The following is a 24,735-nucleotide window of genomic DNA, read 5'->3' as shown; positions in this document are numbered from 1 at the left end:
ATGCTCCAACGAAACATCAATTTAAACTGGCTGCGCAGCTTCGAGTCCGCAGCGCGCCACTTGAGCTTTACTGCGGCGGCGCATGAACTGAGCCTGACACAAACCGCGATCAGTCAACATATCAAGGCGCTTGAACAGAAGCTCGGACAGCAACTGTTCATCCGCCGTGCCAAGAGCTTGCGTTTGACAGATGTCGGAGAGGCTTACCTGCCCTCGGTCCGGGATGGGTTGAACACTATTGGTCTCTCAACACGCGGTCTGTTTGGCCCGGATCTAGCCAATCACGTGATCATCCGCGCTTCGATGGCCTGCAACGTCTGGCTATCTTCGCAACTGGCAACCCTTTGCCAACAGCACCCCCAGATTGGCGTACAATTCGTGACCTCAATCTGGCCCGAAGCCACAAAACAAAAAGCCGCGGATCTAGATATTATCCTTGCCCCGCAAAAACATGCGGGGGCCCATCTTGAAAAACTGTCAGACGAAAGCATCGTGCCCGTCTGCGGATCACAAACAGCGTCTTCGATCAAAAGCCTTCAGGATTTGGAACAACTTGACCGCATACATATTCTGGGCTTTGACGACCATTGGGCACGCTATCTGGCGGCGTTCGACATTCAGCAATCAGCAGGAACAACACGCCATGTCGTCGATACGTCAGTTGCAGCGGGCGAAATGGTCCAAGCAGGCATGGGAGGCGCAATGCTAATAGAGCGTTTCGCAACCCAGGCCATTCAAACAGGACGCGACATTTCGATAGTTGGAGCATCGGTGCCCCTGGGCCAGTCACACTACATCGCGCGCAATGATGCCACGCAAGCTCAACGCCCGGAAGTAGAAGCTGTTATCGCGTGGTTGAAGCAGTGTTTTACGCCAAGAGATGAAATCTCTTAATGTTCGACTTCCTCAGTCAACTTTGAAGAGATTCGATTCTGTAGTATATTCCTTCGAATAATTTAAACATTTTGGGATTAGAAGCATGACTTACATTATGTGCGTTCGAAACATAACCAAGGGTCGGTTCGGAAATGAACCAGGTGCCACACATTTTTTAGATGTCCCATCAGGGCAAACACCAGCGCCTGCACATAAAACCAGTAAACGCGACTGGATTAAATCTGTTCAAAAAGATGCCATCACTGGCTCAGAGAGCGGAGTCCCTGTCGGGGATATCTTGTTTTATGTTCACGGGTATAACAATACCCCTGAACAAGTGGTTACGCGCCATCGAAAGCTGCAAAACGGATTAGCCAAACACGGTTACAAAGGCACGATTATTAGCTTTGACTGGCCCAGTGCAGATACTGCGCTCAACTACCTTGAGGACAGGCATGACGCCAAACAGACAATGCTCAGGCTCGTAAACGAAGGCATAAAGACCTTCGCGTCCCTGCAACGCCCGGATTGTCGGATAAATCAGCACATATTGGCCCATTCGATGGGATGCTACGTTGTGCGTGAGGCGTTCGATGATGCCGATGACATCGCATCAATTGCGCAAAAGAACTGGACCGTTAGTCAGATCATGTTTGTTGCTGGCGATGTATCGTCTAGAGCGATGCGGGATGGCGCATCGAAAAGTAGCTCGCTATATCGCCACTGCGTACGTATGACCAACTACTACAATCCGTATGACAATGTACTTACGCTGGCCAATGTCAAACGCATTGGTGTCTCCCCTAGGGTCGGTCGAATTGGATTACCGGATCGGGTTCCAAGCAAAGCCGTCGATATATTTTGTGGCGCATATTACAAAGAGAAAATCGACCCCGAGCTAACCGCTCTACGAAAGGCGCACACGTGGTATTTTGATGATGATGTATTTCTACGCGATGTTCACCACACAATCGACGGCGCTATCGACCGCGAAAAAATTCCCGGCAGGCGCCCCACAAGCAAAGGTAACCTAGCGCTAACCGCATTAGATTAAACGGTGTGATTTAAGCTGTAGTGCGGAGCTCTTACACTGTTAAGGTAAAGAACATTCGGCGGAACGGAAACAGAACTGAACCATCCTCGCGCACAGGATAGGCCGAATGCATGACATCCTCATATCGCGCAATCAGATCCGCTTTTTCCTCGGCATCTAAAGCATCCAAGATCGGGCGAGCATAGGTGCTTTCGGTAAAGCGACGCACCGGATGGCTACCTTTTTCGGCCACAAGGCGCTGATAATATTCGGTTTCCCAAAGGCGGAACTGCCCCAAAGGCCCAAGCAACTCTTCGTATTTAACCGGGGCCATCACTCCGGGTGTTCCCATCTTCTCAACCCGACCGGGGTATAGCTCTTCCACCAAGCTCAGCCAAACCCGATGCGAAGGAGCCTTGTTCTGATGCGGCATTTGGATGGCCAAGGTCCCACCTTTGCCCAGCATGGAGGCCAACCGAGGCATCAACTGTTCGTGGTTTCCGACCCAGTGCAGCGCTGCATTAGAAAATAGCAGTCCAGGCGCACGACGCGGATGCCAGTCATTTATGTCTGCCTGCTGCAAAATGGAATAGCTTTTCTCGCCACGCGCCTTGTCCAGCATCGCGGGCGAGGCATCAACACCGATCACCTCACGCGACGTTCCGGCCCGGGCACGCAGTGCCTTGCCCATCGCACCATTGCCGCAACCCAGATCAATGACATCACCAGCACTCATCTGGCCCACAGCATTCAGCAGATCCAATGCCGGGCGCAGGCGCTGATCGTGGAACCGGGCATATGCGCCTGGATTCCAGTCGGGTGTTTGCTGTGCTGAATTCATGCCGTCGGCTCGGGCTCCAACCCGCCTTCACTATCCCCGCCCGTCACTTTGGGTTGGGTTTTCGGGATCGCAGTAACGGATGGCTTTTCAGGCTCATCCGAGGCCTGATCACCCCCGCTGTCTTCAGGCGGTTCACCGCGCATCACACGCTCAATCTCTTCGCCCGTCAGGGTCTCATATTCCAGAAGCCCCTGTGCCAGACGCTCCCAATCATCCTTGCGCTCGGTCAGGATTTTGTAGGCGCGCTCGTAGGCGTGATCAATCATGAGTTTGACCTCATCCTCGATCAACTCCTTGGTGTTCGCTGAAATTGAGAAGCCCCCAGCCGCATTACCGCTGTAACCTTCGTGGGCCTGCTCGTAATCAACGTTACCGACCTTGTCAGACATGCCCCAACGCAGAACCATGGCCCGCGCCAGACCACTGGCCTGTTGAATGTCACCGGCTGGGCCGTTTGAAACATTATCAGGACCGTATTTAATAATCTCAGCTGCTTTACCAGCCATGGTCATGGCCAGTTTTTCTTCGCATTCAGATTTGTGCCAGTTCAGACGGTCGATTTCAGGCAAAGACACAACCATCCCCAACGCGCCACCACGTGGAATGATCGTCGCTTTGTAAACCGGGTCACACTGCGGCAATGCCAAGCCAACCACAGCATGGCCGGCTTCGTGATAGGCGGTCTTCTCTTTTTGATCATCGGTCAAGACCATCGAGCGCCGTTCCGCGCCCATCATGACCTTATCCTTGGCGTTCTCAAAGTCTTCCATGGTGACGAAACGGCGTCCAACACGGGCGGCCATCAATGCTGCCTCGTTCACAAGGTTCGCAAGATCCGCACCCGAGAACCCCGGTGTACCGCGCGCGATGATACGCAGATCTACATCCGGGCCCAGCGGGGTCTTGCGCGCATGCACGCCCAGAATTTTCTCACGGCCTTTAATGTCAGGATTCATTACCATGACCTGGCGATCAAACCGGCCCGGACGCAACAACGCAGGATCCAGCACATCTTTGCGGTTGGTCGCCGCGATGATGATCACACCTTCGTTCGCTTCAAAACCGTCCATTTCGACCAGCAACTGGTTCAATGTCTGCTCGCGCTCGTCGTTACCACCGCCATATCCGGCACCACGATGGCGGCCTACGGCGTCAATCTCGTCGATGAACACGATACAAGGCGCGTTCTTTTTCGCCTGTTCGAACATGTCGCGCACACGCGAAGCACCAACACCCACGAACATTTCCACAAAGTCAGAACCAGAAATGGTAAAGAACGGCACACCCGCCTCGCCAGCGATGGCCCGGGCGAGCAATGTTTTACCAGTGCCAGGAGGGCCCACAAGCAACGCGCCTTTCGGAATCTTGCCACCAAGACGTGAAAATTTCTGCGGGTTGCGCAGGAATTCAACAATCTCTTCCAATTCTTCTTTGGCTTCGTCGATACCCGCGACGTCATCAAAGGTCACACGGCCATGTTTTTCGGTCAGCATTTTGGCCTTGGACTTACCAAAGCCCATCGCGCCGCCTTTGCCACCACCTTGCATCCTATTCATGAAATAGACCCAGACCCCGATCAAAAGAATAAACGGCGCAAGAGCTAGTAAGAAGGACTGGAATCCGGATTGTTGCTGTGGTTCGGCCGTGAATGGGATATCCTTTTCAAGCAGCAACTTGGTGACTTCAGCATCCTCTGGGCGGATGGTGACAAAGTCTTTTCCAGCGGTATCACGATAACGGATGTTTTCGCCGTCCAAGGTTACTTGACTGACAGACCCCGAATCCACCTGTTCCACGAATTCCGAGTATTTAACCGTTTTGCTTTGGTTGATACTTCCGGATCCACTGAACAGGTTGAACAGTGCTAGGATCAGCAGGAACAGAACCAGCCAGAAAGCGATATTTCGTGCGTTGCCCAAGGAAACTCTCCTCACGTCTCAGGTGGGCCTGCCCATAGCACAAGCCCTGCCTATCTTAAATAGAGATCATACGGTTATGTTCAATGCGATAATAGCATTGAGAAAAAATGATCTTCGTCTCGAATCAACTCAACCTGCCAACCATTATGCAGTCCCGCCAACGGCGCGGCTAGAACTTCCTGCCCTTGCCACACTGCCGGACTGGCTCTGAGCGACGTTGCTGGCAGACCACTGTCACGCCGATCCGGACAAAAAGGCAGGCCAGATTCACCCAAAGAACGGATTTCCAAACCCTTCAAATCCATCGCATTTTCCGGCGCAATCACACGCCAACGCCCGTCCCAAATATCTGAGATCTCGGTCTTGGTTTCAGCAGCGGCATCCGCCTCCCGCGAAACCCGAAGCTGTTCTTGACCAACCCGGATGAGGCACCCCTGCAGTGTCATATCAGTTCCACCTCTGATCGATTCCAATAACAAATCCATTGCCCGGCCACGCGGCGCATAATCTGTGCCATTGATCCATTTCAGCGCCATCTGTAACAGACGCCGCGCCACTTCGGGCCGCAAAGCACGATATCCTTTACGGTCAATGATGATATCGCCCGCTTGAAAACGTACGCATTCGCGTGCGGCCAGAAACACATACCAATACAGCGTCTGCCGCACCTCCGCCATGTGTTTCGCGACGGTCGACAATCCTCGCGCGGTTATGCCCAGATCTGCCAGATGCCCCATTGCCTGACGCGCCCGGACCCGTTGATATGTATCATCTTCGTTGCTGGGATCATCAATCCATTGCACATCGCGCGCCTGTAAGTCTTCACGCAGCTCTTTGCGGGTGACGTTCAACATCGGTCGGCAAAAAGTAACTGCCCCCTGCCGCCAGCTCTCCGCCATCGCTGATAATCCATCAACGCCAGCCTCGCGTGCCAGTCGCATCAAAAACGTCTCGGCCTGATCATCTGTAGTATGGCCAATGGCAATGTGGCTGATCCCCTGCGCTTCGGCCCAGTCCGCCATCAATCTGTAGCGCGCGCGTCGTGCCCGATCGGACAAGTTACCCTGCCCATCCCAGCCCTGCCACTTCAATGTCTGATGAGGGATCCCCAAACCACTGCAAAGCTGGGCAACCTGCTCGGCTTCTTCCGCTGCCTCCGACCGCAAACCGTGATCCACCGTCACCGCGTAAATCTTTGAGCCGCCCTCCTCCTGCCAATCACGCAAAATATGCAACAACGCCAGAGAATCGCTCCCACCAGACACAGCCACGCCTAGCATTTCAGGAGAGGCCGGGAGGAAAAAGCCGGTCACCCGGTTGTGGAGCAGCCCGGTTTTGCCTGTCACTGACATCCCAATTCGGACAAGGCTGCGCGTGCTTTGCCCTCAGCTTCTGATCCGGGGAAGCGCACGCCAACCTCGCCAAGTGTAACGCAAGCCTCATCGGTCTGCCCCAATTGCCCCAGAGAGTTGCCGAGCAGATAGAGCGCGTCCGGGGCCTGCGGTCCGTTGGGGGCTGCGCTGAATGTGTCGAGATAGGACCGTGCCGCACCCGTTTTATCGCCAGCACCATCAAGCGCCTGACCACGCAACAGACCTGCCTGCCCACTCAAAGGGCTGCCTGGGTAGTTCGTCTGGAAATTGGCAAACTGCTCCGCAGCCGCCGCATAACTTCCGGATTCCAATGCGGCTTGGGCCGTTTCAAAATCGGCACGCTCTCCGATGGCCAGCTCGACCTCTTCTTCGCCTTCCACAGATGGTAAAGGTGTCACCACTCCGCCGCCTGTGTCATTGCCAGCCGTCACACCGCCCAAAGTGCTGCCCGGTTCCAATGAACCTATATCGCACTTGGCTTCCAGCTCGCACAGGCGGAATTCCAGATCCCCGATCCGGTTTCCGCCATCTTGGGCTACGCGCACAACTTTGTGCTCAAGCTCTTCGGTTTTCGACGTGAGCCTCTGCAGCTCACTTTCAATCGCATTGACCCGGTCAATCAGGCTACCGCCCCCGGTCAGTTGCCCCGAAGCTCCTGTCGTGCTCAGCTCGCGCTTGAGTTTCTGGATCTCAACATAAAGCACTGAAAGCTCCTGCCGGATATCAGCAAGTGTTTCATCCTGGCTTTGTGCCAGCACTCCAACAGGTGCCGTCAGCACCAAACCCACAATGACCGGAAACAAAAAGCGCATTACTCTGGCCCTTAATTTAACTATTCGGGATGGCCGAAACCACAGTCACCGCCCGGCGGTTCTTGTTATAACAGGCTTCGTCGCTACACACTTCAAGTGGGCGCTCTTTACCGTAGCTCACCACTTTCATGCGATTACCGGCAACACCTTTGCTCAACAAATACTCTTGCACCGCATTGGCACGGCGCGCGCCCAGCGCGAGGTTGTATTCGCGTGTGCCCTGCTCGTCTGCGTGACCTTCGATGATCGCTGAGTAGGCCGTGTTGGTCATCAACCACTGCGCCTGCCCATCCAAAGTGGCGGCTCCTTCCGGGCTGATCGTGGACTGATCCACGGCAAACAACACGCGGTCCCCAACAGTTTGCTGGAAATACAGTGGCGACGTCGGATCTTGCGCGCTACCGCTTCCATACGCGCCTGAACCAGCGCCGTTGCCGTCAACACCTTGCAGATACTCAGGCTGCGTACAGGCTGCCAGTGCCAAACCGACACAGGCAATCATTGTCTTGCTCAGGATATTCATCTCATTGCCTCGTTTTTATTTTCAACTGCTCTTTTGTCTTTTCATATCACACGCCCCTCACTTTGGGAACGCATGGCTGTTCAATTCTGCAACGGTGACCAAGCCGGGTCGCTGGCCCCTGTATTGGTGGCCACCTGACGCAAATTTCGCCCGGTGATGTCTACTGACCACAGGCTTGACGCCCCGCTGGCCCCGGCGGTTTCACGTGTGAACATGATCACCCGACCATTCGGGGCCCAGGTCGGCCCTTCATCCAGAAAGGAAGCGGTCAGCAATCGCTCTTCGCTGCCATTGGTGCGCATAACGCCAATATGGAACCGCCCTTTGGATTGCTTGGTAAAGGCGATGTAATCCCCACGTGGCGACCAGACCGGCGTACCATAGCGGCCCTTGCCAAAGCTGATACGCGTGGCCTCGCCTCCGCCAGACGACATGACATAAAGCTGCGGCGTGCCCGAGCGATCACTTTCAAAGACGATCTGGCTACCATCTGGACTAAAACTCGGCGCGGTCTCAATCGAAGGTGCATTGGTCAGGCGCTGGCTGGCCCCTGTGTTGATATCCATGGTGTAGAGGTCGGTATTCCCGCCCCGCGTCAGACTATAAACCACTGTGCGCCCATCCGGGGCAAAGCGTGGCGCAAAGCTCATCGTCCCATCCTGCCCCTCAAGCGCGCGACGAGCAACGTTGGAAACGTCCAGAACATTGATCCTGGGAAAGCCGCTTTCATAGCTGGTGTAGAGCACCTGCGATCCAGAGGGAGAGAACCGTGGTGCCAAAACGATGGACGAACTGTCCGTCAGGTAAGAGACATTCGCCCCATCGTAATCCATGATCGCAAGCCGCTTTTCACGTTGATTCTTGGGCCCGGTTTCCGAGACAAACACCACTCGACTGTCGAAATATGCCCCTTCGCCAGTGATGCGTTTGTAAACCTCATCCGCCACCTTATGCGCCATGCGTCGCCAGCCATCCGGAGTGCCAACGAACTGCAGGCCCTGTGACATCTCCTGCCCGGCAAAGACATCATATACCCGAAACTGCACCACCAGCTTGCCCGAGGCATCGACGTTCACGAACCCTGTAACCAGCGCCTCGGCGTTGATCGCCTTCCAGTCGGCAAACTGAACCGGGCTGGAAAAACTGGTGATCTGGCTGATGTAGGCATTTGACGGGATTTCCCGGAACAACCCCGTGCCGCTCAGGTCTGCCGAAACCACCCGTGCAATGTTGCGCGCATATTCCGCCGAGGCCGAAGACCCCGCCACAAAATCCGGCACCGCAAAGGGCAGTGGTTCAATCACACCCTGATCCACGATGATCTTAAGGGGCTGACTGTCCTGCGCAGCGACAGGCGTGGCCCCGATCAGGAAAGCTGCCAAAAGGGTCAGAACATGTTTCATCATTTAATCCTCATGTTTTCGGGATTGAAGGTGATCTCAACTTCGCGCCATTGGTCATACTTCTCGGCGGGTAAATCATAGCCGCGTGCACCACAACGGATGATTGCCCGGCGCGCGGCATCAAAGGCTTGTTGGGCGGAACTGCTGCTGCCACCGCTGGAACTGACCATGCGGATCGAATTGGCGACAGGTTTTGCATCCTCGGTCATTTGAAAAGCCACAACCACGATGGTTTGCAGGGCATCTGTGCTCAGACTACCCACATTCCAACATTGTTGCACCCCTAAGCGCAGGGCGTCTTTTTCACCAGCGGTCAACGGCGGTCCAGCGGGACGTGTTTCGGTCTGCGTAGTTCCCAACGCTTCGGCCAATGCATCCTCAACTGATGAGTTTTCGGTGGATGGTACGTCTTGCACAACCTCTTCTGCCGGCTCTTCAACTGGTCGTGACGGGCGCGCTACTGGCCGCACAGAAGCAGTAGGTGCGATAGGCGCGTCCTCTTCTTCCTCAGCCTCGGTTACAATCTCTGTCGTGGTTTCTTGCCGGGCAGTTTCTTCCTGCTCATCCTCGACCACTGTTTCGGCTTCATCAGGCTGGGTTTCCTGTTGATCGACATCATCGATCCGCACATCCGGTTCGGGCGCTTCTACCGCCTCAGGGGCGATGACATCCGCAGGACGTGGTTGAGATTCGGGATTTATTTCTGGCAGGACTGCAACTTCCTCCGAAGGCGGCTGCAACACCGGGGCCTCATCCGTCACCTCGGCCTCGGGCGGGGCAAGTTCTGCAACGTCAGGCGCCTCATCCGGCACATCAGGCTCAGCCACCTCGGGCTGCGCAACAACCGGGGTTTCATCCGTATCAGACGTTAAATCAGGCACCGCTTCGCCCGCCTCGGGTGGTTCAGGCGTGTCGACATTGGCCACAGCATCAGGCGCCTGAGTTTGCGCCATCAGCAGGGCAAAGTCTTCGCTTGAAATGGCTGTCACCTCACTAACCTCCATCGGCAACGGTTCCGACTGGAACGCCCCGCCAAACAGCGCAAACGCAATCAGGCCCAAGTGACCAACACCCGATATGATCTGACCTGTGTTCACCCGGTCTAAACCTCGTGTCCGCCCAGCCTCAGCCGCCTTGCCCATCAAGGCTGGGGCCGCCGGTATCGGTCACCAAACCGATATCCGAAAACCCACCCCGGTTCAGCGCGCCCATCACCTGCATTACTTCGGCATAAGGCACCGCCCCATCCGCGCGCAGATAGATCCGTGTACTGTCCCGCTCGGATGCAATGCCCTGCAATCGTGTCACCAATTCCCCACGCTCCACCTCGGTGGTCTGGATCATCACCTGTCCATCAGCAGCAATCGTAATGGACAACGGTTCTTCCTGCTCTCCCGGCAGGGCGCTGGCCGCTGTTTTCGGCAATTCAACTGGCACGCCCACAATGCTCAGAGGCGCGGCCACCATGAAAATGATCAGCAGCACCAGCATCACATCCACAAACGGCGTGACGTTAATCTCTGCCATCGGGCGGCTACGCCCGCCACCTCGGCGACGACGCCCGCCGTTTCCCGATTTCTGAACAACACCCGCGCCCATGGCTCAACTATCCAACTGGCGGCTAAGAATGGTGGCAAACTCATCGGCAAAGGCCTCATAACCCGCAACGATGCGGTCACTGTCCGCACTTAGCTTGTTGTAAAAAACCACCGCCGGGATCGCCGCCAACAGACCCAGACCCGTGGCCAGCAAGGCCTCGGCAATCCCCGGCGCTACCACCGCAAGGTTGGTGTTTTGCTGCTCGGCAATTTCGATAAAGGCATTCATGATACCCCAAACCGTCCCGAACAAGCCGATAAACGGTGCTGTTGAACCGACCGTCGCCAAGACCTGCAACCCATTTTGCAACCCTTCCGCCTCTTTGGCGATGGCCACGTCCATGCTGCGGTCAATTCGCGCGGTAGCTCCAGCAATCAATCCGCCATCATTTCGGTGACTTCGCCGCCATTCAGTCATGCCTGCGGCAAAGATCCTCTCCGAATGCCCCTTGGGCTCCGGTCCAATCTCATCAAACAATTCATCCAGCGGCTCACCCGACCAGAACCGCAGATCAAACCTATCTGCCTCTTCATGCGCGCGTCTGTAAACAAGTGTTTTCTGAATGATAATCGACCAAGCCCAGAACGAGGCCACGATCAGCATCAACATCACAAGTTTCACGATTAAAGTGGCGCGTGCGAATAGCGCCCACAAGGAGAAATCAACCTCCTGTGCCAATGCCAGGGTTTCTGCTTCCATCTGCCTGCTCTTTTTTATTGGCCTTATTGCGGCCCTTTGTGAGGCAAACTACCGCATTTCCAAGGGGAAATCCAACATCAACCGCATCACAGGGTTAAAAAGCCCGGATTTAGTGCAGGATCAGGCGGATATTTGCCGGAAGCCGCGCTGGCTGCCCGGTTTCAGCGATGCAGACAATGGTCACCTGCGCCGAAAACAGCAACTCATCATCGCGAAACACCTGCTGGTCCACGATTAAACGCGCGCCAGTTACGGCCACAGTTTTGGTCACCACAACCAATTCATCGTCAAAGCCTGCGGGCGCATGAAAATCCGCCTCGACCCGGCGCACAGCAAAGATAACACCGTCCTCTTCCATCATCTGAACTTGATCGACACCCATGTGGCGCACCCAGTCACTGCGTGCCCGCTCAATGAATTTCAGGTAGTTGGCATAGTAGACTATACCGCCCATGTCGGTATCTTCATAGTAAACGCGGATCGGGAATTTGTGGCTCATGGCCGGACCCTATGACGCTTGAAAACAGGGTACAAGTACCTTCTGCAGGAGGGAACACGCACGCGCCTTTCCCCTGACATAATGAGCATGAATAGGCCAAGCGTGTCGCAATCGGTCGCATTCGCCACCAATGATCAAGAAAAGCTGGGACAATTCACATGATTCAAGAATTCAAAGACTTCATCGCCAAGGGCAATGTCATGGATATGGCCGTTGGTATCATCATCGGCGCGGCCTTTACCGCGATTGTAGGCTCGCTTGTCGCTGATCTGATCAACCCGGTCATCAGCCTGTTTCTGGGCGGGATTGATTTTGCAGGCCTGTTCGCCGTGCTTGACGGTGGCGAATACGCCTCTCTTGCAGCGGCGGAAGAAGCCGGTGCCGCCGTTTTTGCCTATGGTCGCTTCATCATGGCCATCATCAATTTTCTGACCATTGCCTTCGTTGTCTTCATGCTGGTCAAGGCAGTCAACCGCGCCAAAAAGAAAGAGGAAGAAGCCCCTGCCGAGGAAGCGCCCGCCGGACCTTCGGAACTGGATATCCTGATGGAAATCCGCGACTCTCTCAAAAAGTAAGACTTTACAAAAAACCGGCGCGGTCCGATTTAATCGGGCCGCGTCCACAAAAACAGCATCACCGCACTCAACACGACCGCCTGTATAGCGATCACATATCCCGGTGCGCCCAAAACAATCGTCAAGCCCCAAACCAGCAGTACAGATACCGTGGCCAATCGTTTGGCGCGACGACTGACCGCTCCGTATTCCTGCCAATTTTGAATGGCCGGGCCGAATTGAGGATGCATCACCAGCCAGTGATGCAAACGCTCGGAAGACCGTGCAAAACAAAATGCCGCCAGCAACATGAAGGGTACAGTTGGCAACAAGGGTAAAATCACACCGATTGCCCCAAGTGCGACACAGATAACTCCGAACGTGAGCCACAGAATACGCACGTTTACGTCTGACCTGCTTGCATCCGCGCATAAAGACGTAGGGCGTGTGTAGGGTCACCGGACTGCACCGGCATAACAGGATCGTAAGCCGCACGGATCAAACCAGCGATATCTGGCCGCAAGATCGTGTGCCCCTCGGCCACAGCCAGTGGGGATTGCGTGGCAAAGGCCTGATCAGACCACAGCAACAGGCTTTGCACCACCTGGCCCAGCGCCAGCGATTCCGCTGGCATCTTGCTCAGCGCCTGATCCATCCGTAAGAACACAAAACAGGCGCGAATTGCCCCGTTTTCTTCAAATCGGAACGCGCGGTATTGATTGGCATCTGCAGACTTCAAGCGCCCCACCAGCGGCTCCAGATCAGGGATCATCCGACCAAGGTCTGGCACAGCAATCAACTCGTCCCATTCCCGGAAGAAAAAGAACATCAGGTTGACGCCCAGTTCCGGATCGGTCTCCGCCATCTGATGACCCGCCAAGGCCACGCCGGCCTCCACTGCACCTTTCAGGATCTCAAGTGTCTGGTCATCGACGCCAAACACCACCGGCACGATAGGTCGCTGCCATCGGGCGAACAGGTATTGCCCATCTGTGCGGGTGAAATGAGCTTCGATCTCTTCTGGGGTCATCACGTCTGTCATGCTGTTCCTTTATCAGACCGCGCCGCCAGATCAACACGAGGGTTCATGCAACCCGTTTTCCGCGCCATAAAATATACAACCCCGATACCACAATCATCGTGCAGCCAATCACCATTTGCAGATCCACACTTTCACCAAACCACAGCACGCCCAATCCGATCCCAAAAAGCAGCCTAGAGTAGCGAAACGGAGCTACTGCTGAGACCTCGCCCGTTCGCATCGCAAGCATCAAAGACGAATAGGCAACGATCCCAAAGACCACTGCGGCCCCCAACACAGCGATTTCTTCGCCCGTTGGCGCAACAAAGGGTCTTTGCTCCCAGAATCCGTAAAGGGATCCGGCGATGATCAAAGACAGGAAACCGTAAACGCCAAGAGCAGATGTGCTCAACGCCGCAGGTGCTGCGCGACTGGCCAGATCCCGCCCTGCAAAGCCCAACATGCCGAGCACCGCCAGAATGGACAAAATTGTAAAACTATCTCCGGCAGGTTTGAGAACCACCAAGACGCCAATCAATCCAAACCCGACTGCAGACCAGCGACGCCAGCCAACGGTTTCGCCAAAAAACAATGCAGCTCCGGCCACCAAAACAATTGGCGTTGCCTGCAAGATCGCAGTCGTCGACGAAAGCGGCGTCAACGCCAAGGCCAGAACATAGAACAATCGCCCGCCAATCTCGAAAACATATCTGACACACATCGCAGGTGAGATTGCCGCCCGAATCAACACGGGCTCGCGGCGCAGGTTTGCTATAATTGCGAAGGCCACCAAACCAACCACACCAAATGTGACCAAAACCTGGGCCACAGGTTGCGAGATGGTCAGGCCCTTCAACAACGCATCCTCGATCGCAAAACCGATCATCGCGAGGACCATCCATAAGCTCCCAATCAGATTGGCGCGGGTCTCTTCACCCTCGATATCTGTCAATGAACCGGGCCTCTATAGATGTGGGTGGATTTAAACATTCGTACTGATCAGTACACCGCAATTATGGAACAGGCCAGTGACGAAATGAGGACGCGCGCTCAGGCCGCTTTTGCAGGTCGGGGCGGGAGGGTGGGCGACCTGCAAAAGCGGCCTATTTCCCGAACAAATCGCTTTGACTTTTGCTTTGCGGTGGGGCCAGCCCCAGATGCGCCCATCCACGTTGGGCCAACATCCGTCCGCGCGGTGTGCGCTGGATCAACCCCTGCTGCAACAAAAACGGCTCGATCACCTCTTCCAGCGCATCGCGCGATTCCGACAAGGCTGCACTCATCGTTTCAATGCCAACAGGTCCGCCCTGATAAGCCTCGGCAATCAGGCGCAGATACCGCCGGTCTGCGCCATCAAGGCCCAGACCATCAACGCTTAATCGGGTCAGCGCTCCATCGGCCAGTGTTCGTGAAATCGTGCCATCACCCTCGACCAGTGCAAAATCCACCACCCGGCGCAGCAGCCGCCCGGCAATCCTGGGAGTCCCGCGCGAGCGTTTGGCAATCTCTCGTGCGCCATCAGAGTCCGCAGGTACATTCAGCTTGCGCGCATTACGGCTCACGATCTCGTGCAACTCATCCTCGGTGTAAAACTGCAACCGCGTGGGAATCCCGAAGCGGTCGCGCAGCGGTGTTGTCAACAATCCCAATCGCGTTGTCGCCCCCACCAGCGTGAACGGCTGCAATTCAATCCGCACGGTGCGTGCCGCCGGCCCCTCGCCGATCACAAGATCCAGCTCGAAATCTTCCATCGCCGGATAAAGGACTTCTTCCACTGCCGGATTTAACCGGTGAATCTCGTCGATGAACAGCACATCATTGCGTTCCAGATTGGTCAGGATCGCGGCCAGATCCCCGGCCTTGACCAGAACAGGCCCCGAGGTCATACGAAACCCAACCCCCAACTCCTTGGCCATGATCTGCGCTAGGGTGGTTTTCCCCAGACCCGGAGGCCCATGAAACAACGTATGGTCCATCGCTTCGCCACGCTGGCGGGCGGACTGAATGAACACTTTCAGATTGGCCCGGGCTTCGGCTTGACCAATAAAATCATCCAGCTGCTGCGGGCGCAACGCGCGGTCCGTATCTTCGGGCAACGCTTCCGGGCGCACGGTGGGATCTGGTTCAGACATGTCTTATCCCTTCGGCGCAAGCGATTTGAGCGCCAGCCGGATCATATCAGACGTACCTGCATCAGGATTATCTCCGGCCACCTGCACCACTGCAGCGGCCGCTTCCCCGGGCGCATAGCCCAGATTGGTCAATGCCGAAAGCGCCTCAGCCTGTGCGCCCGCATTTTCCTGTACCGCCGGTGCTTTGGGCGGGGCCATCGGAGTTTCAATCACCTCGTCGACCGGCACATCTGCCACAGGTGCCGTCGTCGCCGATGGGCTTGCCCCCATGGCCATCACTTCGGGGGCTTTGTCTTTCAGTTCATTCACTACGCGCTGCGCCGTCTTCGGACCAATGCCCTTGGCCGCTTTGACGGCATTCCAGTCGCCCAACGCAATCGCCCGGCTCACCGCATCGGGCCCCAAGGTGCCCATGATCGCCAGCGCCGCCTTGGCGCCCACGCCCTGCACTGACATCAGCAACCGGTGCCATTCCTTTTCCACCAATGTGGTAAAGCCAAACAGCTGTAAAATATCCTCGCGCACCAACAGATCGGTATAAAGTGCAACATGCTCTCCGACCCGTGGCAAGGCCTGCAAGGTACGTTCCGAACAATAGACCAAATAACCCACACCACGTACATCAATCAGCACATGGTCCGTGGCGCGGTAATCAATCCGCCCTGCAATCCGCCCGATCATGCCTGCATCCTTTGTTTGCTTGCAACAGGTCGATGGTGCGCATGACAAATTGCAATCGCCAATGCATCCGCCGCATCTGCCCCGGCCAGTTCAACACCGGGCAGCTGCACCTTCACCATATGCGCGACCTGCCCCTTGTCCGCATGCCCGACTCCGACAACCGTTTTTTTGACCTTGTTGGGAGCGTATTCCCCTACGCTCAACCCAAACTGTGCCGGCACCAACAGGGCAATCCCCCGCGCCTGCCCCAATTTGAGCGTCCCCGCTCCGTCTTTGTTCACAAATGTTATCTCAACCGCAGCTGTATCTGGTTGGTACTGCACCATCACATCCGAAAGCTGTTGATGCAAAGACAACAGGCGCGCGGCCAAATCATCACCTTTCGACTGACAGATACCGTTGGCCACATGCGTCAAGCGGTTGCCCTGCATATCGATCACGCCCCAGCCCAGGTTCCGCAACCCCGGATCAATTCCAATTACACGCATGATTTGCCTGCTCGTGTTGTTTTCCCACGACTAGCACGAAACAAGAACAAAGACCAAGCGCTACCTGCACTCCCACCCAAGACCGTTGCACAAATTGCATAGGGACTATGCAAAACCGTGCGTTGTTACAAAACCTTTACGCTCCTATCTGGGCGTCAAAGGAAATGCCCAAGGGCGCTCTCACATCAGGATGACCATCATGGCCTATACAACAACAAACCCGACCACAGGTTTCGCAGGCGTTTTTGAAGGCGTCTCAAAACTGTTCAGCGTCATTGCTGACTGGAACCGCGCACGCGCAACCCGCGCCGCTCTTTCCGAGCTGAGCGACCGCGAGCTTGAAGATATTGGCATTTGCCGCGGTGACATCAACGAGATTGCTGCACGTCATTAATTTCCGCGGCTTCTTCACTCATGCGATAAAAAAACCTGCGCAGGCTACAACCGCGCAGGTTTTTTTATATACTACAGGTGTGGCCCGATGCGCGTCTCAGCGCGTTGCCACAAATGCATCCTAATTCAGGAAAGGGTGCAGTTTTCCAGCAATCGCTTTGGTAACCGGATCGATCTGCATGACATAACCGCCAGCCTGTTCAACCATCGTCCCCTCTTGCAGCGCTGTAATTCTATTTTCGTAGGTTGTTGTCCCAATATGCGCTACCAAAAATCCCTTAAAGCACAAGAATCCAATCACCAGCAGCATAACCCCGCGCAACGAGATCGCCATCTGCCGACGCTTGGGTCGAAATACAATTAATCCATCTTTATTGACCTGCGCAGAATAGCCATGCGCAAGGCGACTATGTTTACGATCTAACTTTTTTAGACGCGTGTCGAAGTCTTGATAAGCTCCACTCATTTTCAGCATCCACTCACTAATTTACGGCCCCCACCGCAATGAGAAAAAACTACGTTATGAATGGGTCAAAAGCAAGGCAACCCCACGTACACAGGCATTTTTCGCCCAAATATCAACTTATTCGACACAGTACTGTCGTTGTCCAGTCACCAATCTCTATACGTTCCACGAGACTGTTTCCGCACTCGCCGTAAACAGCGATAACCTTATCCGCTTGCTCATTCAGTATTCCGGATAGAATCAGATACCCGCCATCCGACAAAGCTGCCGTTAAGCTAGGGGCAAGATCGATCAATGGACCCTTCAGAATATTGGCAAAGATCAAGTCAAACGGAGCGGCGGCCTTCAGATCGGCGTGCCCTAACCCCGCCGCTTCAACACATTTCACCCGTCCCTCAAGACCATTGGCGGCTACGTTCGCCGCGGCGACTTCAACCGCGACTTGATCAATATCGCTGGCCCAAAAGGTGCCTGGCCAAATTCGAGCAGCGCCCATGGCCAATACAGCGGTGCCGCACCCCACATCAGCCACGGCTTTAGCAACAAAACCTTCATTGGCCAAGCGATCAAGGGCCTGCAGACAGCCGTGCGTGGTTCCATGATGGCCCGTACCGAATGCCATCGCAGCCTCGATCAACAACGCCTCAGAGCCTTCGGGCACTTTGTCAGCATCGTGACTGCCATAGACGAAGAACCGACCTGCTTCGACCGGGGTCAGCTCACGCTTGACCTTGGCAACCCAATCCGTCTCTGGAATTTCTGACACGACAAAAGGTTTGGCACCGAACGCCGCAGCGAGCAGCGCCAAACCCACCTCGTCTGGCGCCTCAAGGAAATAACTGCCAACCTCCCACAAGCCGGAATCGTCTTCGATTTCGAAAATTCCAATACCGGTTGGTTCCGGCTCAACATTTTCCAACGCAGCGCCCAAAGCCTCGGCTTTGTCTTTTCCCTCAAGTGTGGTCAGGGCGGAATAGGTCGGCATGGTGGGTCCTCTCAAAACATATCCAAAGTCGCCTAGTCGCTTGCCCATTCAAGGTCAAGCCACCCGGCTATTCCGCCGGAGCAGCGAGTCCACGACTGAAAATCGTCTCGTATCCCGGCTCTGGATATCGCGGAATAAGCAAAGCCAGCAGCAACGACACTAGGGCCATACCTGCCGCAAGCATAAACACCGCGGCGGGGGAGATCAGCCACAGATATCCCAACAACGCAGGCAGAAAAACCGCAGCAATATGATTGATGGTAAAGGCCACCGCAGCCGTTGGGGCAATGTCGCCCGGATCCGCTATCTTTTGAAAATACGTCTTCAAGGCCAGCGCCATCGCAAAAAACAAATGATCGATCACGTAAAGGGCTGAGGCGATCAATAGCCCCCATCCAAAGAAATAGACGCCGCCGTAGGCCAGAAATACAGCGATCAGTCCAACATATTCCACAATCAATGCCCGCCGTTCCCCCCAATGGCCGACCGCTTTTCCGATCAGCGGGGCAAACACCATATTGGCCACAAGATTGAGCATCAGTAGCCGGGTCATCTCATGCACTTCAAAGCCGAACTTTTCGACCATCATGAAGCCCGCAAAAACAACAAAGATCTGTCGCCGCGCACCGGACATGAACTGCAATGCGTAATAGAGCAAATAGCGCTTGCGCAGGATCATCTTCTTGACCTGCGGGTTAGGGCTTTCGAATTGAGGATAGGCAATCAGGCAAAATAGAGCGACCAGCGCAGTAAATCCGCCCGAGATAAGATAGACCTGATTGTAGCTAAGCTCCAATACCTCCCACAGGCGCTCGATCAAGATGTAAACCACCAAAGTGGCTGCTGACCCCGCCGCCACGATCCAGCCCAAGACCTGCGGCGCGCGCCTCTTGTCGATCCATTGCAATTGCAATGACTGATTCACCGTCTCAAAATAATGAAATCCGATCGAGCTGAGCATAGTGATTGTCAAAATCCCACCCATCGTCGGAAACCACGCGGTCACAGCCGTTGCCACGCCCAAAAGCATCAATGAAATCAGGCCAAGCACCTGTTCGCGCATGAAAATGATGATCGCAATGACGCCTACAGCCAGAAACCCCGGGATCTCCCGCACTGTATGCAGCCAACCAATGTCCGATCCATCAAATCCGGCCACCTCAATGACGAAGTTGTTCAGCAATGCTGACCAAGTCGAAAACGCCACCGGCAAAGCCGCCGCCATGACAAACAGCAACACCACAGGCTGCCGCCAAATCGGTAATGTGTGTGCGTCATCAAGGGGTACGATCCGTGTCATGCTTTTGCCTTACGCCTGCTCAAAGCAAATTGCGAGCAAAAGCATCGCACAGAGATCTCTTCGCGAATGCACAATTGCCAGATATAGTTTTGCGCAGGCATAGAGTTTTCCGACGCCCCGTCTCAACCAGCATTTCTGCTCTTTGCTTCAAGATCGAAATATACCATAAAAACCCCAATGGCCCCGTGGCTCAACTGGATAGAGCAGCCCCCTCCTAAGGGGCAGGTTGCAGGTTCGAATCCTGCCGGGGTCGCCAAAAACACCTGAAAAATATGGCTTATCTACAGGACGTTGTGCGGAAGCTTGCAAAAAGTCCCGTGAGCTTTCGCGGCGAAATCAGCTGAAACGGCTGATTTCTCGTACAAAACCTGTACAAAATTCGCACGTTTGTGCGTATTTCGGGGGCCAATCATGAGCCGCCATAGCTTTGATCCCGAAATCGCGGGACGTGTTGGCCTGAACGCGGCGGTGATTTTCCAGAACATCACCTTCTGGATCGAGAAGAACCAAGCCAATCGCCGCAACCTTCGCGACGGGCGGTATTGGACCTACAATTCGATCTCTGCCTTCGGCGAGTTGTTCCCCTATCTGAGCGAGAAGCAGATCCGAACAGCGCTCGAAAAGCTGGTCAGCGCAGAGCTGATCATCAAGGGCAATTTCAGCGATGATCGTTATGATCGGACCTGTTGGTATGCCCTGGGCAACTCCATTTGCCCAAATGGGCAAATCGATCCGACCGAAAGGAAAAATGATGCATTTGCCCCTGAGGGCAAGCCATCTGCCCCAGAGGGCAAATCCTATAAGAACAGATATAAACCATATCAAAAACCAAATCTTTCGCACGCGAAGGCGGCGGCGGAGGACGAAGTCTCTGAAAAGATTTTGTCCGCCTATCCGGAGGATCGCGTTCGCGGCAAAGCGGTCTGCGTTTCACAAATTCGCCAAGCGCTGGCCGATGGTGTGGACGCCAAAGACCTTGAGGGCGCCGTGCGGGCCTATGCGAGTGAGAGCGAAAGTTTCACCCGATCCAAGGTGTGCTTCTCCGACAACTGGTTCACCTCTGGCCGTTGGTTGAAATATCTTCACGACGTTGAGGAGGCACGAGAAGAGGGCAAGGCCAAAGAGGCCGAGTTGCTGAAAGGCTTGGCCGAATGGGTCACAGATCGCCATCCACTGTGCCGTCACATCACGCCCGGCCAAGTGACCGCCTTGCTAGCTGCAAACCTGGTCAGCCCCGCCGAAATCGAGGCCGCAGGGCTGAGATCATGAACGCAACTGATCCCCACAAAGAGCAGAGAGCAAGGTTACCCACCGATTACATCGGCGGGACTTGTGAGGGGCGGCAAGCCTCCCCTTCAAACCCCAACCAGACGCGCGCAAGCGGCGTCAAAGAGGGCCTTTCCGAGAGCGTGATCTTTCGATGCACACCGTCCGAAAAGGCAGCGCTTGTGGCCAAAGCGCGCGCCGCTGGCCTGGCCAATGCCACGCTGATGCGAGAGGCCTTGGGGCTGGTCGAGGCACGTCGGCGCAAGCCCGTCCCCCGTGTTGACCCGAAGCTGACCTTTGCAATTGCCCGTGTCGGCGGCAACCTCAACCAGCTCTCCCGCTGGATCAACGGCGCGGTCAAATCCGGCCGCGCGAGCCAGATCGATGCGCTTCAGGTCGCGACGCAGCTGGTGGTCATCGAGAGGCAATTGGCGCAGATCGTGGCGGCACACACAGGCGGGAACATCGAATGATCATCTCTTTCTTCTCCACCGGAACTGGCGGCGGCGCGGCACCCGTGGGTTACCTGACCGCACGCGAAGTTCTGGTCTACGACGAGAACCGCAATCTGATCCGCGATGACAACGGTGAGCCGCAAACCAAAATCCGCGACCCGCTGCCCGAGGTGTTGCACGGCAATCCCGATCAGACCCGCGAACTGATCGATGCGAGCGCCAATAAGTGGAGCTACACGGCAGGTGTCATCAGCTTTGCCGAGAGCGATGACCCCAGCCCCGCCGCCCAGCAGGAGGCCATTGAGCTATTTGAGGCTCTGGCCTTTGCTGGGCTGGACAGGGATCAATACGATTGCCTCTGGGTGCGCCACTCGCATGAAGGCAATGTCGAGCTGCACTTCTGTACGCCACGCCTTGAGCTCAGTACCGGCAAGGCGTTGAACATCGCGCCGCCAGGACATGAGAGCGCCTTTTCCAGCCTGCGCGATTTGATGAACCAAATCCACGGTTGGGCAGACCCTTTGGACCCAGAACGCACTCGCGAAGTGAGGGTGACGATTGAAGCGCCGACGCGCGCGCAAGGTCGCGAGGCGCTGCACGATTGGATCCTCGATCAGATCAGCGTCGGCACCATCACCGACCGAGCCAGCCTGGTTGATGCGCTCACCGACGCGGGCTTCGAGATACCTCGTTCCAGCAAGAATTACATCACAGCCAAAGACCCCGACACCGGTGAGCGCTGGCGCTTGAAAGGAGAGATTTTCCATGACGACTGGCAAGCCGAACCGTCTCGCCGAGAAATTGAACGCGGATCTGGAGACGATCCGGAGCGACCACGCCGCCTTGATGGAGTCTCAGCTGGAGAGCTTCAGGAGCGATTTCAGCAGCATTGCGACCAGCGCGCTGCATACAATCGAGACCGATATCAGGTTCTTTCTGAGCGACAGCAAGAGCGAGCTGGAGAGGCGGAGCGAGAAGATCCGCCGCTGGTTAACGATCTCGCCCTGGGTGATCGTGGGGATGGTCTCAGCCTGGATCGCGACAGTGCTACTGGCGAGTTGGTTTTGGACGGGTTTGATCATGCGCTCGGAGATGTCGAGGCTTGGCCTGACCCGGATCGAACAGGCAGGGCAGACATGGGTGACGCTGGACCCCGAACGGACCGAATTGAAGACCTGCACATTGGCGCAGACGCCGATCATCTGCATCAAGATCAAGGAGCCTTAGATGACGCAATCCCTGACAGCATTGGAGCGCGAATTGCTCGCATCCGTCGAACGATTGGTGACTGCCTGCGAGAGCTCAGCCAAGGAATTGCACGCCTTGGAGAAACGCTCGACCAGCAGGATCGAAAGCAAGGTGAATGGCTTGGCACATTGCGTGGCGCTATTGATGAAATCACATCTCACGTCCGTCACCACATTGGCCGACTTGCTGCGCGAGGAGCAGAATTACGAGACGCTTCAAGCGAGATTGGAGACCAGCTGGAAACTAGCGAAAGACGCCGAGAAGCGGCTGAACGAGAGCTAGAGGCCCGTGATAGCCACTGCGGCGCGGGACACTCACTTTGAACGAAGATCCAAATCGCAGAAAGGCACTTCATGCAATTTGACCATCCTCAATTCACGCTTGGTTTCCGGCAAGCCCTAGAATACGGTATCGACTATCGCGGCTATGAAAAAGTCGTCCGCCTGCCCGAGGGCATTCCCCTAATGGCCATAGCAGGCATATGGGGTGACTATAGCGACATTCGTTGTCTGTTCATCGACCAAACAGGCAAGACTTACCGCCGCCATATCACCGGCCGTGCGGGCCGGTACATCATCCGCGAACTAGATCTGAATGCAAAAGAAGTGGATGTAGGACAGGTGGTTGTCGTGATATATGACTAACTAGCATCACTAATTGGCGAGGAAGTGAAAGTTCGCTTCAGACGTGAAGGTTGTACCGTCTAAATGAATGCACTGATGTTCGTCGATTGCGGGAAACTTCACGAATGGCCCCGTTCGCGGGATAATAGCTTAGCGGTTGCCGCAAACAACTAGATCGTCGAACAATGGGCATCCATTCATGCAATTGGAGCGATGCGAGCAGCCTCCGCAGCGGTCAGAGGCAAAGTAATCACGAAATGACGACATGTTTTTGGACTTGGTCCAGATCTCTAGCAGAGAATTACTGTCCGTCAGCTTGTCGCCCTCTGCAAGGCCGCTCTGGAAGGAACATGGATGAACCGAGAGGTCTTCAGAGACGTACATGGAAAAACGCCCGGCATCGCATGCGTCCACCATGCTGGTATTAGAACTAGTTCGAGCGAAGACACCGCTTACGCAACAAGCGTCGAAACCAACTTTTAATTTTCGCTGGCTTGAAGTTGCCAGCTTGAAAAACTCATCCAACCGATCACTGTTCCGCAACATCTTCTTTTCAAAGACCTTCCGGCCAGACGGTTTGTAGTTTAGAAAAATTATGGCGTTGATGCCTGACAAAAAAGCTGGCGGCTCCTGAAGCCATGCAATTGCAAGGTCAATGCTCTCTGAATCCAAAATGAAGTGCACGTTGACCTTGATACCGCACTTTGTCAGCGTCTCTATGGTTTCAGCTGTTTCATTGAACGGTTCGTAGGCAGATACAGCCACGGCACCGCAGTGTTTGCGTGTCGCTTCCAGGATTTCACGACTTAGACCGCGCCCGTTGGTCGTATAGTTCGGCACAACTTCCTTTGAAGCAGTGTATTCTAAAATCTCGACAAAATCAGGATGCTGGTTTGGGTTTCCGCCTCCCAAGGCAACCTGAAAGACACCCATTTCGGAAGCTTGATCGATGATGTTTTTATAGTCTGACAGCGCCATGTGCTGCCCGTGTTTAGTCGACGACTTGTAGCAGAAGACACAGCCCTTATCGCACCAATTGGTTATCGATATGTCCATTAGCTCTGGGCCGTGAGGTGACCAAAATGGGTCAGGCTCTCCTTTGTCGGGCATTCTCGCAAAGAATCCGGTCTCTGAGTTGAAAAACGACGTGTAGCCTAAACTACTGTAACGAACAGACTTGAGCAATTTATCTACCAATAGTTATTGAATGCGTTGATGAAAAATTCATCAGATCTGATTTCAAACATTTCCATACACAACAAAGACTCTGCGAACGGACCATCGCTACTGAGAGAACCTGTGTAGACCGATTTTCCTTGGGCTATGGCTTCTTTCATTCGCTCAATTACGTCAGGTGTGAATTCATGTTTGTTTGCCAGCTGTTCTGCTTGATTGGACGTCGCGATGGTCTCACCGTATTGCATTCCAGAGATCATCTCATAATGCATTTCGCGGAAAAGTTCACCTACGGGACCATTCGGATCAACACCTACGGCCTTCATGAAAACCTCCTCAGTGAAGTCGCTATCTGAGATATAGACGAAGG

Annotated in this window: 29 protein-coding genes and 1 tRNA gene; 9 read left to right on the top strand and 21 right to left on the bottom strand. The window is 55.0% G+C overall.

The window, feature by feature from the left end; genetic code table 11:
• A complete protein-coding gene (locus tag ROA7450_RS03175; protein ID WP_085804229.1) occupies positions 1 to 894 on the top strand; it encodes a LysR family transcriptional regulator in 894 nt (297 codons plus the stop codon).
• Positions 895 to 979: 85 nt separating this feature from the next.
• Complete coding sequence (locus ROA7450_RS03170) at positions 980 to 1,930, top strand: alpha/beta hydrolase (RefSeq protein ID WP_085804228.1); 951 nt, start codon at positions 980 to 982, stop codon at positions 1,928 to 1,930.
• Between the two features lie 31 nt (positions 1,931 to 1,961).
• Here ROA7450_RS03170 and ROA7450_RS03165 read toward each other — a convergent pair whose 3' ends face one another.
• The 10 genes from ROA7450_RS03165 to ybgC all read right to left on the bottom strand — a co-directional run bounded on the left by ROA7450_RS03165 (position 1,962) and on the right by ybgC (position 11,577).
• Positions 1,962 to 2,750 carry a methyltransferase domain-containing protein gene (locus ROA7450_RS03165; RefSeq protein WP_085804227.1) on the bottom strand — a complete coding sequence of 263 codons (789 nt, stop codon included), beginning with the start codon at positions 2,748 to 2,750 and terminating at the stop codon, positions 1,962 to 1,964.
• Positions 2,747 to 4,669 carry an ATP-dependent zinc metalloprotease FtsH gene (gene ftsH, locus ROA7450_RS03160; RefSeq protein WP_085804226.1) on the bottom strand — a complete coding sequence of 641 codons (1,923 nt, stop codon included), beginning with the start codon at positions 4,667 to 4,669 and terminating at the stop codon, positions 2,747 to 2,749. Before ftsH ends, ROA7450_RS03165 begins: the two co-directional genes overlap by 4 nt.
• Positions 4,670 to 4,749: 80 nt before the next feature.
• Entirely contained in the window at positions 4,750 to 6,021 is a 1,272-nt protein-coding gene (gene tilS / locus ROA7450_RS03155; RefSeq protein ID WP_143534342.1) for a tRNA lysidine(34) synthetase TilS, read from the bottom strand.
• A complete protein-coding gene (ybgF, locus tag ROA7450_RS03150) occupies positions 6,012 to 6,854 on the bottom strand; it encodes a tol-pal system protein YbgF (protein WP_085804225.1) in 843 nt (280 codons plus the stop codon). Before ybgF ends, tilS begins: the two co-directional genes overlap by 10 nt.
• A 16-nt stretch (positions 6,855 to 6,870) precedes the next feature.
• Positions 6,871 to 7,377 (bottom strand): peptidoglycan-associated lipoprotein Pal, encoded by a 507-nt coding sequence (pal, locus tag ROA7450_RS03145; protein ID WP_085804224.1) that lies wholly within the window; start codon positions 7,375 to 7,377, stop codon positions 6,871 to 6,873.
• Between the two features lie 80 nt (positions 7,378 to 7,457).
• A complete protein-coding gene (gene tolB / locus ROA7450_RS03140; RefSeq protein WP_085804223.1) occupies positions 7,458 to 8,783 on the bottom strand; it encodes a Tol-Pal system beta propeller repeat protein TolB in 1,326 nt (441 codons plus the stop codon).
• Positions 8,780 to 9,877: a cell envelope integrity protein TolA gene (gene tolA / locus ROA7450_RS03135; RefSeq protein WP_085804623.1), complete on the bottom strand. Its 1,098-nt coding sequence runs from the start codon at positions 9,875 to 9,877 to the stop codon at positions 8,780 to 8,782. The genes tolB and tolA overlap by 4 nt, the downstream gene beginning before the upstream one ends.
• Before the next feature lie 28 nt (positions 9,878 to 9,905).
• Positions 9,906 to 10,379 carry a protein TolR gene (gene tolR / locus ROA7450_RS03130; protein WP_085804222.1) on the bottom strand — a complete coding sequence of 158 codons (474 nt, stop codon included), beginning with the start codon at positions 10,377 to 10,379 and terminating at the stop codon, positions 9,906 to 9,908.
• 3 nt (positions 10,380 to 10,382) lie between these two features.
• Positions 10,383 to 11,078, bottom strand: coding sequence for a protein TolQ (gene tolQ, locus ROA7450_RS03125; RefSeq protein WP_085804221.1), 696 nt, complete (start codon positions 11,076 to 11,078; stop codon positions 10,383 to 10,385).
• A 109-nt stretch (positions 11,079 to 11,187) separates the two neighbouring features.
• Positions 11,188 to 11,577, bottom strand: coding sequence for a tol-pal system-associated acyl-CoA thioesterase (ybgC, locus tag ROA7450_RS03120; protein WP_085804220.1), 390 nt, complete (start codon positions 11,575 to 11,577; stop codon positions 11,188 to 11,190).
• A gap of 158 nt (positions 11,578 to 11,735) precedes the next feature.
• Here ybgC and mscL point away from each other — a divergent pair, with 158 nt between their 5' ends.
• Complete coding sequence (gene mscL, locus ROA7450_RS03115; protein WP_085804219.1) at positions 11,736 to 12,152, top strand: large conductance mechanosensitive channel protein MscL; 417 nt, start codon at positions 11,736 to 11,738, stop codon at positions 12,150 to 12,152.
• A 29-nt stretch (positions 12,153 to 12,181) separates the two neighbouring features.
• On the opposite strand, the gene ROA7450_RS03110 is transcribed toward mscL, so the two are convergent.
• The 6 genes from ROA7450_RS03110 to ruvC form a co-directional block, all read right to left on the bottom strand.
• On the bottom strand, positions 12,182 to 12,532 hold the full coding sequence (locus ROA7450_RS03110) for a YbaN family protein (RefSeq protein WP_085804218.1): 351 nt from the start codon (positions 12,530 to 12,532) through the stop codon (positions 12,182 to 12,184).
• A 2-nt stretch (positions 12,533 to 12,534) separates the two neighbouring features.
• Positions 12,535 to 13,161, bottom strand: a complete 627-nt coding sequence (locus ROA7450_RS03105; RefSeq protein ID WP_200812924.1) for a type 2 periplasmic-binding domain-containing protein — start codon at positions 13,159 to 13,161, stop codon at positions 12,535 to 12,537.
• A 55-nt stretch (positions 13,162 to 13,216) separates the two neighbouring features.
• The gene (locus tag ROA7450_RS03100) at positions 13,217 to 14,104 is read right to left on the bottom strand and encodes a DMT family transporter (RefSeq protein ID WP_268808442.1); all 888 of its coding nucleotides are present in this window, start codon (positions 14,102 to 14,104) and stop codon (positions 13,217 to 13,219) included.
• Positions 14,105 to 14,255: 151 nt separating this feature from the next.
• On the bottom strand, positions 14,256 to 15,284 hold the full coding sequence (gene ruvB, locus ROA7450_RS03095) for a Holliday junction branch migration DNA helicase RuvB (RefSeq protein ID WP_085804216.1): 1,029 nt from the start codon (positions 15,282 to 15,284) through the stop codon (positions 14,256 to 14,258).
• Between the two features lie 3 nt (positions 15,285 to 15,287).
• On the bottom strand, positions 15,288 to 15,965 hold the full coding sequence (ruvA, locus tag ROA7450_RS03090) for a Holliday junction branch migration protein RuvA (protein ID WP_085804215.1): 678 nt from the start codon (positions 15,963 to 15,965) through the stop codon (positions 15,288 to 15,290).
• Positions 15,962 to 16,453, bottom strand: coding sequence for a crossover junction endodeoxyribonuclease RuvC (gene ruvC, locus ROA7450_RS03085; protein ID WP_085804214.1), 492 nt, complete (start codon positions 16,451 to 16,453; stop codon positions 15,962 to 15,964). Before ruvC ends, ruvA begins: the two co-directional genes overlap by 4 nt.
• Before the next feature lie 199 nt (positions 16,454 to 16,652).
• Between ruvC and ROA7450_RS03080 the strand changes: the two genes are divergently transcribed.
• Complete coding sequence (locus ROA7450_RS03080) at positions 16,653 to 16,847, top strand: DUF1127 domain-containing protein (protein ID WP_085804621.1); 195 nt, start codon at positions 16,653 to 16,655, stop codon at positions 16,845 to 16,847.
• Positions 16,848 to 16,967: 120 nt separating this feature from the next.
• On the opposite strand, the gene ROA7450_RS03075 is transcribed toward ROA7450_RS03080, so the two are convergent.
• The 3 genes from ROA7450_RS03075 to ROA7450_RS03065 form a co-directional block, all read right to left on the bottom strand.
• Complete coding sequence (locus ROA7450_RS03075; RefSeq protein ID WP_234999409.1) at positions 16,968 to 17,312, bottom strand: hypothetical protein; 345 nt, start codon at positions 17,310 to 17,312, stop codon at positions 16,968 to 16,970.
• A gap of 112 nt (positions 17,313 to 17,424) precedes the next feature.
• Entirely contained in the window at positions 17,425 to 18,297 is an 873-nt protein-coding gene (locus ROA7450_RS03070) for a 50S ribosomal protein L11 methyltransferase (RefSeq protein WP_085804212.1), read from the bottom strand.
• A gap of 67 nt (positions 18,298 to 18,364) precedes the next feature.
• The gene (locus ROA7450_RS03065) at positions 18,365 to 19,597 is read right to left on the bottom strand and encodes an MFS transporter (protein WP_085804211.1); all 1,233 of its coding nucleotides are present in this window, start codon (positions 19,595 to 19,597) and stop codon (positions 18,365 to 18,367) included.
• Positions 19,598 to 19,776: 179 nt separating this feature from the next.
• Here ROA7450_RS03065 and ROA7450_RS03060 point away from each other — a divergent pair.
• The 5 genes from ROA7450_RS03060 to ROA7450_RS03040 all read left to right on the top strand — a co-directional run bounded on the left by ROA7450_RS03060 (position 19,777) and on the right by ROA7450_RS03040 (position 23,210).
• Positions 19,777 to 19,853: transfer RNA gene (locus ROA7450_RS03060), tRNA-Arg, on the top strand.
• A gap of 155 nt (positions 19,854 to 20,008) precedes the next feature.
• Positions 20,009 to 20,866 (top strand): hypothetical protein, encoded by an 858-nt coding sequence (locus tag ROA7450_RS03055; protein WP_085804210.1) that lies wholly within the window; start codon positions 20,009 to 20,011, stop codon positions 20,864 to 20,866.
• On the top strand, positions 20,863 to 21,336 hold the full coding sequence (locus tag ROA7450_RS21240; RefSeq protein ID WP_234999407.1) for a plasmid mobilization protein: 474 nt from the start codon (positions 20,863 to 20,865) through the stop codon (positions 21,334 to 21,336). Before ROA7450_RS03055 ends, ROA7450_RS21240 begins: the two co-directional genes overlap by 4 nt.
• On the top strand, positions 21,333 to 22,889 hold the full coding sequence (locus tag ROA7450_RS03045) for a relaxase family protein (RefSeq protein WP_085804209.1): 1,557 nt from the start codon (positions 21,333 to 21,335) through the stop codon (positions 22,887 to 22,889). Before ROA7450_RS21240 ends, ROA7450_RS03045 begins: the two co-directional genes overlap by 4 nt.
• A 30-nt stretch (positions 22,890 to 22,919) precedes the next feature.
• Positions 22,920 to 23,210, top strand: a complete 291-nt coding sequence (locus tag ROA7450_RS03040; RefSeq protein WP_085804208.1) for a hypothetical protein — start codon at positions 22,920 to 22,922, stop codon at positions 23,208 to 23,210.
• Positions 23,211 to 23,339: 129 nt separating this feature from the next.
• Here ROA7450_RS03040 and ROA7450_RS03035 read toward each other — a convergent pair whose 3' ends face one another.
• Positions 23,340 to 24,245 (bottom strand): radical SAM/SPASM domain-containing protein, encoded by a 906-nt coding sequence (locus ROA7450_RS03035; protein ID WP_234999447.1) that lies wholly within the window; start codon positions 24,243 to 24,245, stop codon positions 23,340 to 23,342.
• A gap of 134 nt (positions 24,246 to 24,379) precedes the next feature.
• Entirely contained in the window at positions 24,380 to 24,691 is a 312-nt protein-coding gene (locus ROA7450_RS03030) for a hypothetical protein (RefSeq protein WP_143534340.1), read from the bottom strand.
• Positions 24,692 to 24,735: the final 44 nt, after the last annotated feature.

Source organism: Roseovarius albus, assembly GCF_900172335.1.
GTDB classification, from domain to species: domain Bacteria; phylum Pseudomonadota; class Alphaproteobacteria; order Rhodobacterales; family Rhodobacteraceae; genus Roseovarius; species Roseovarius albus.
Note: the sequence above shows the minus strand (reverse complement) of the source record. Positions and strands in the feature narration are given on the sequence as shown.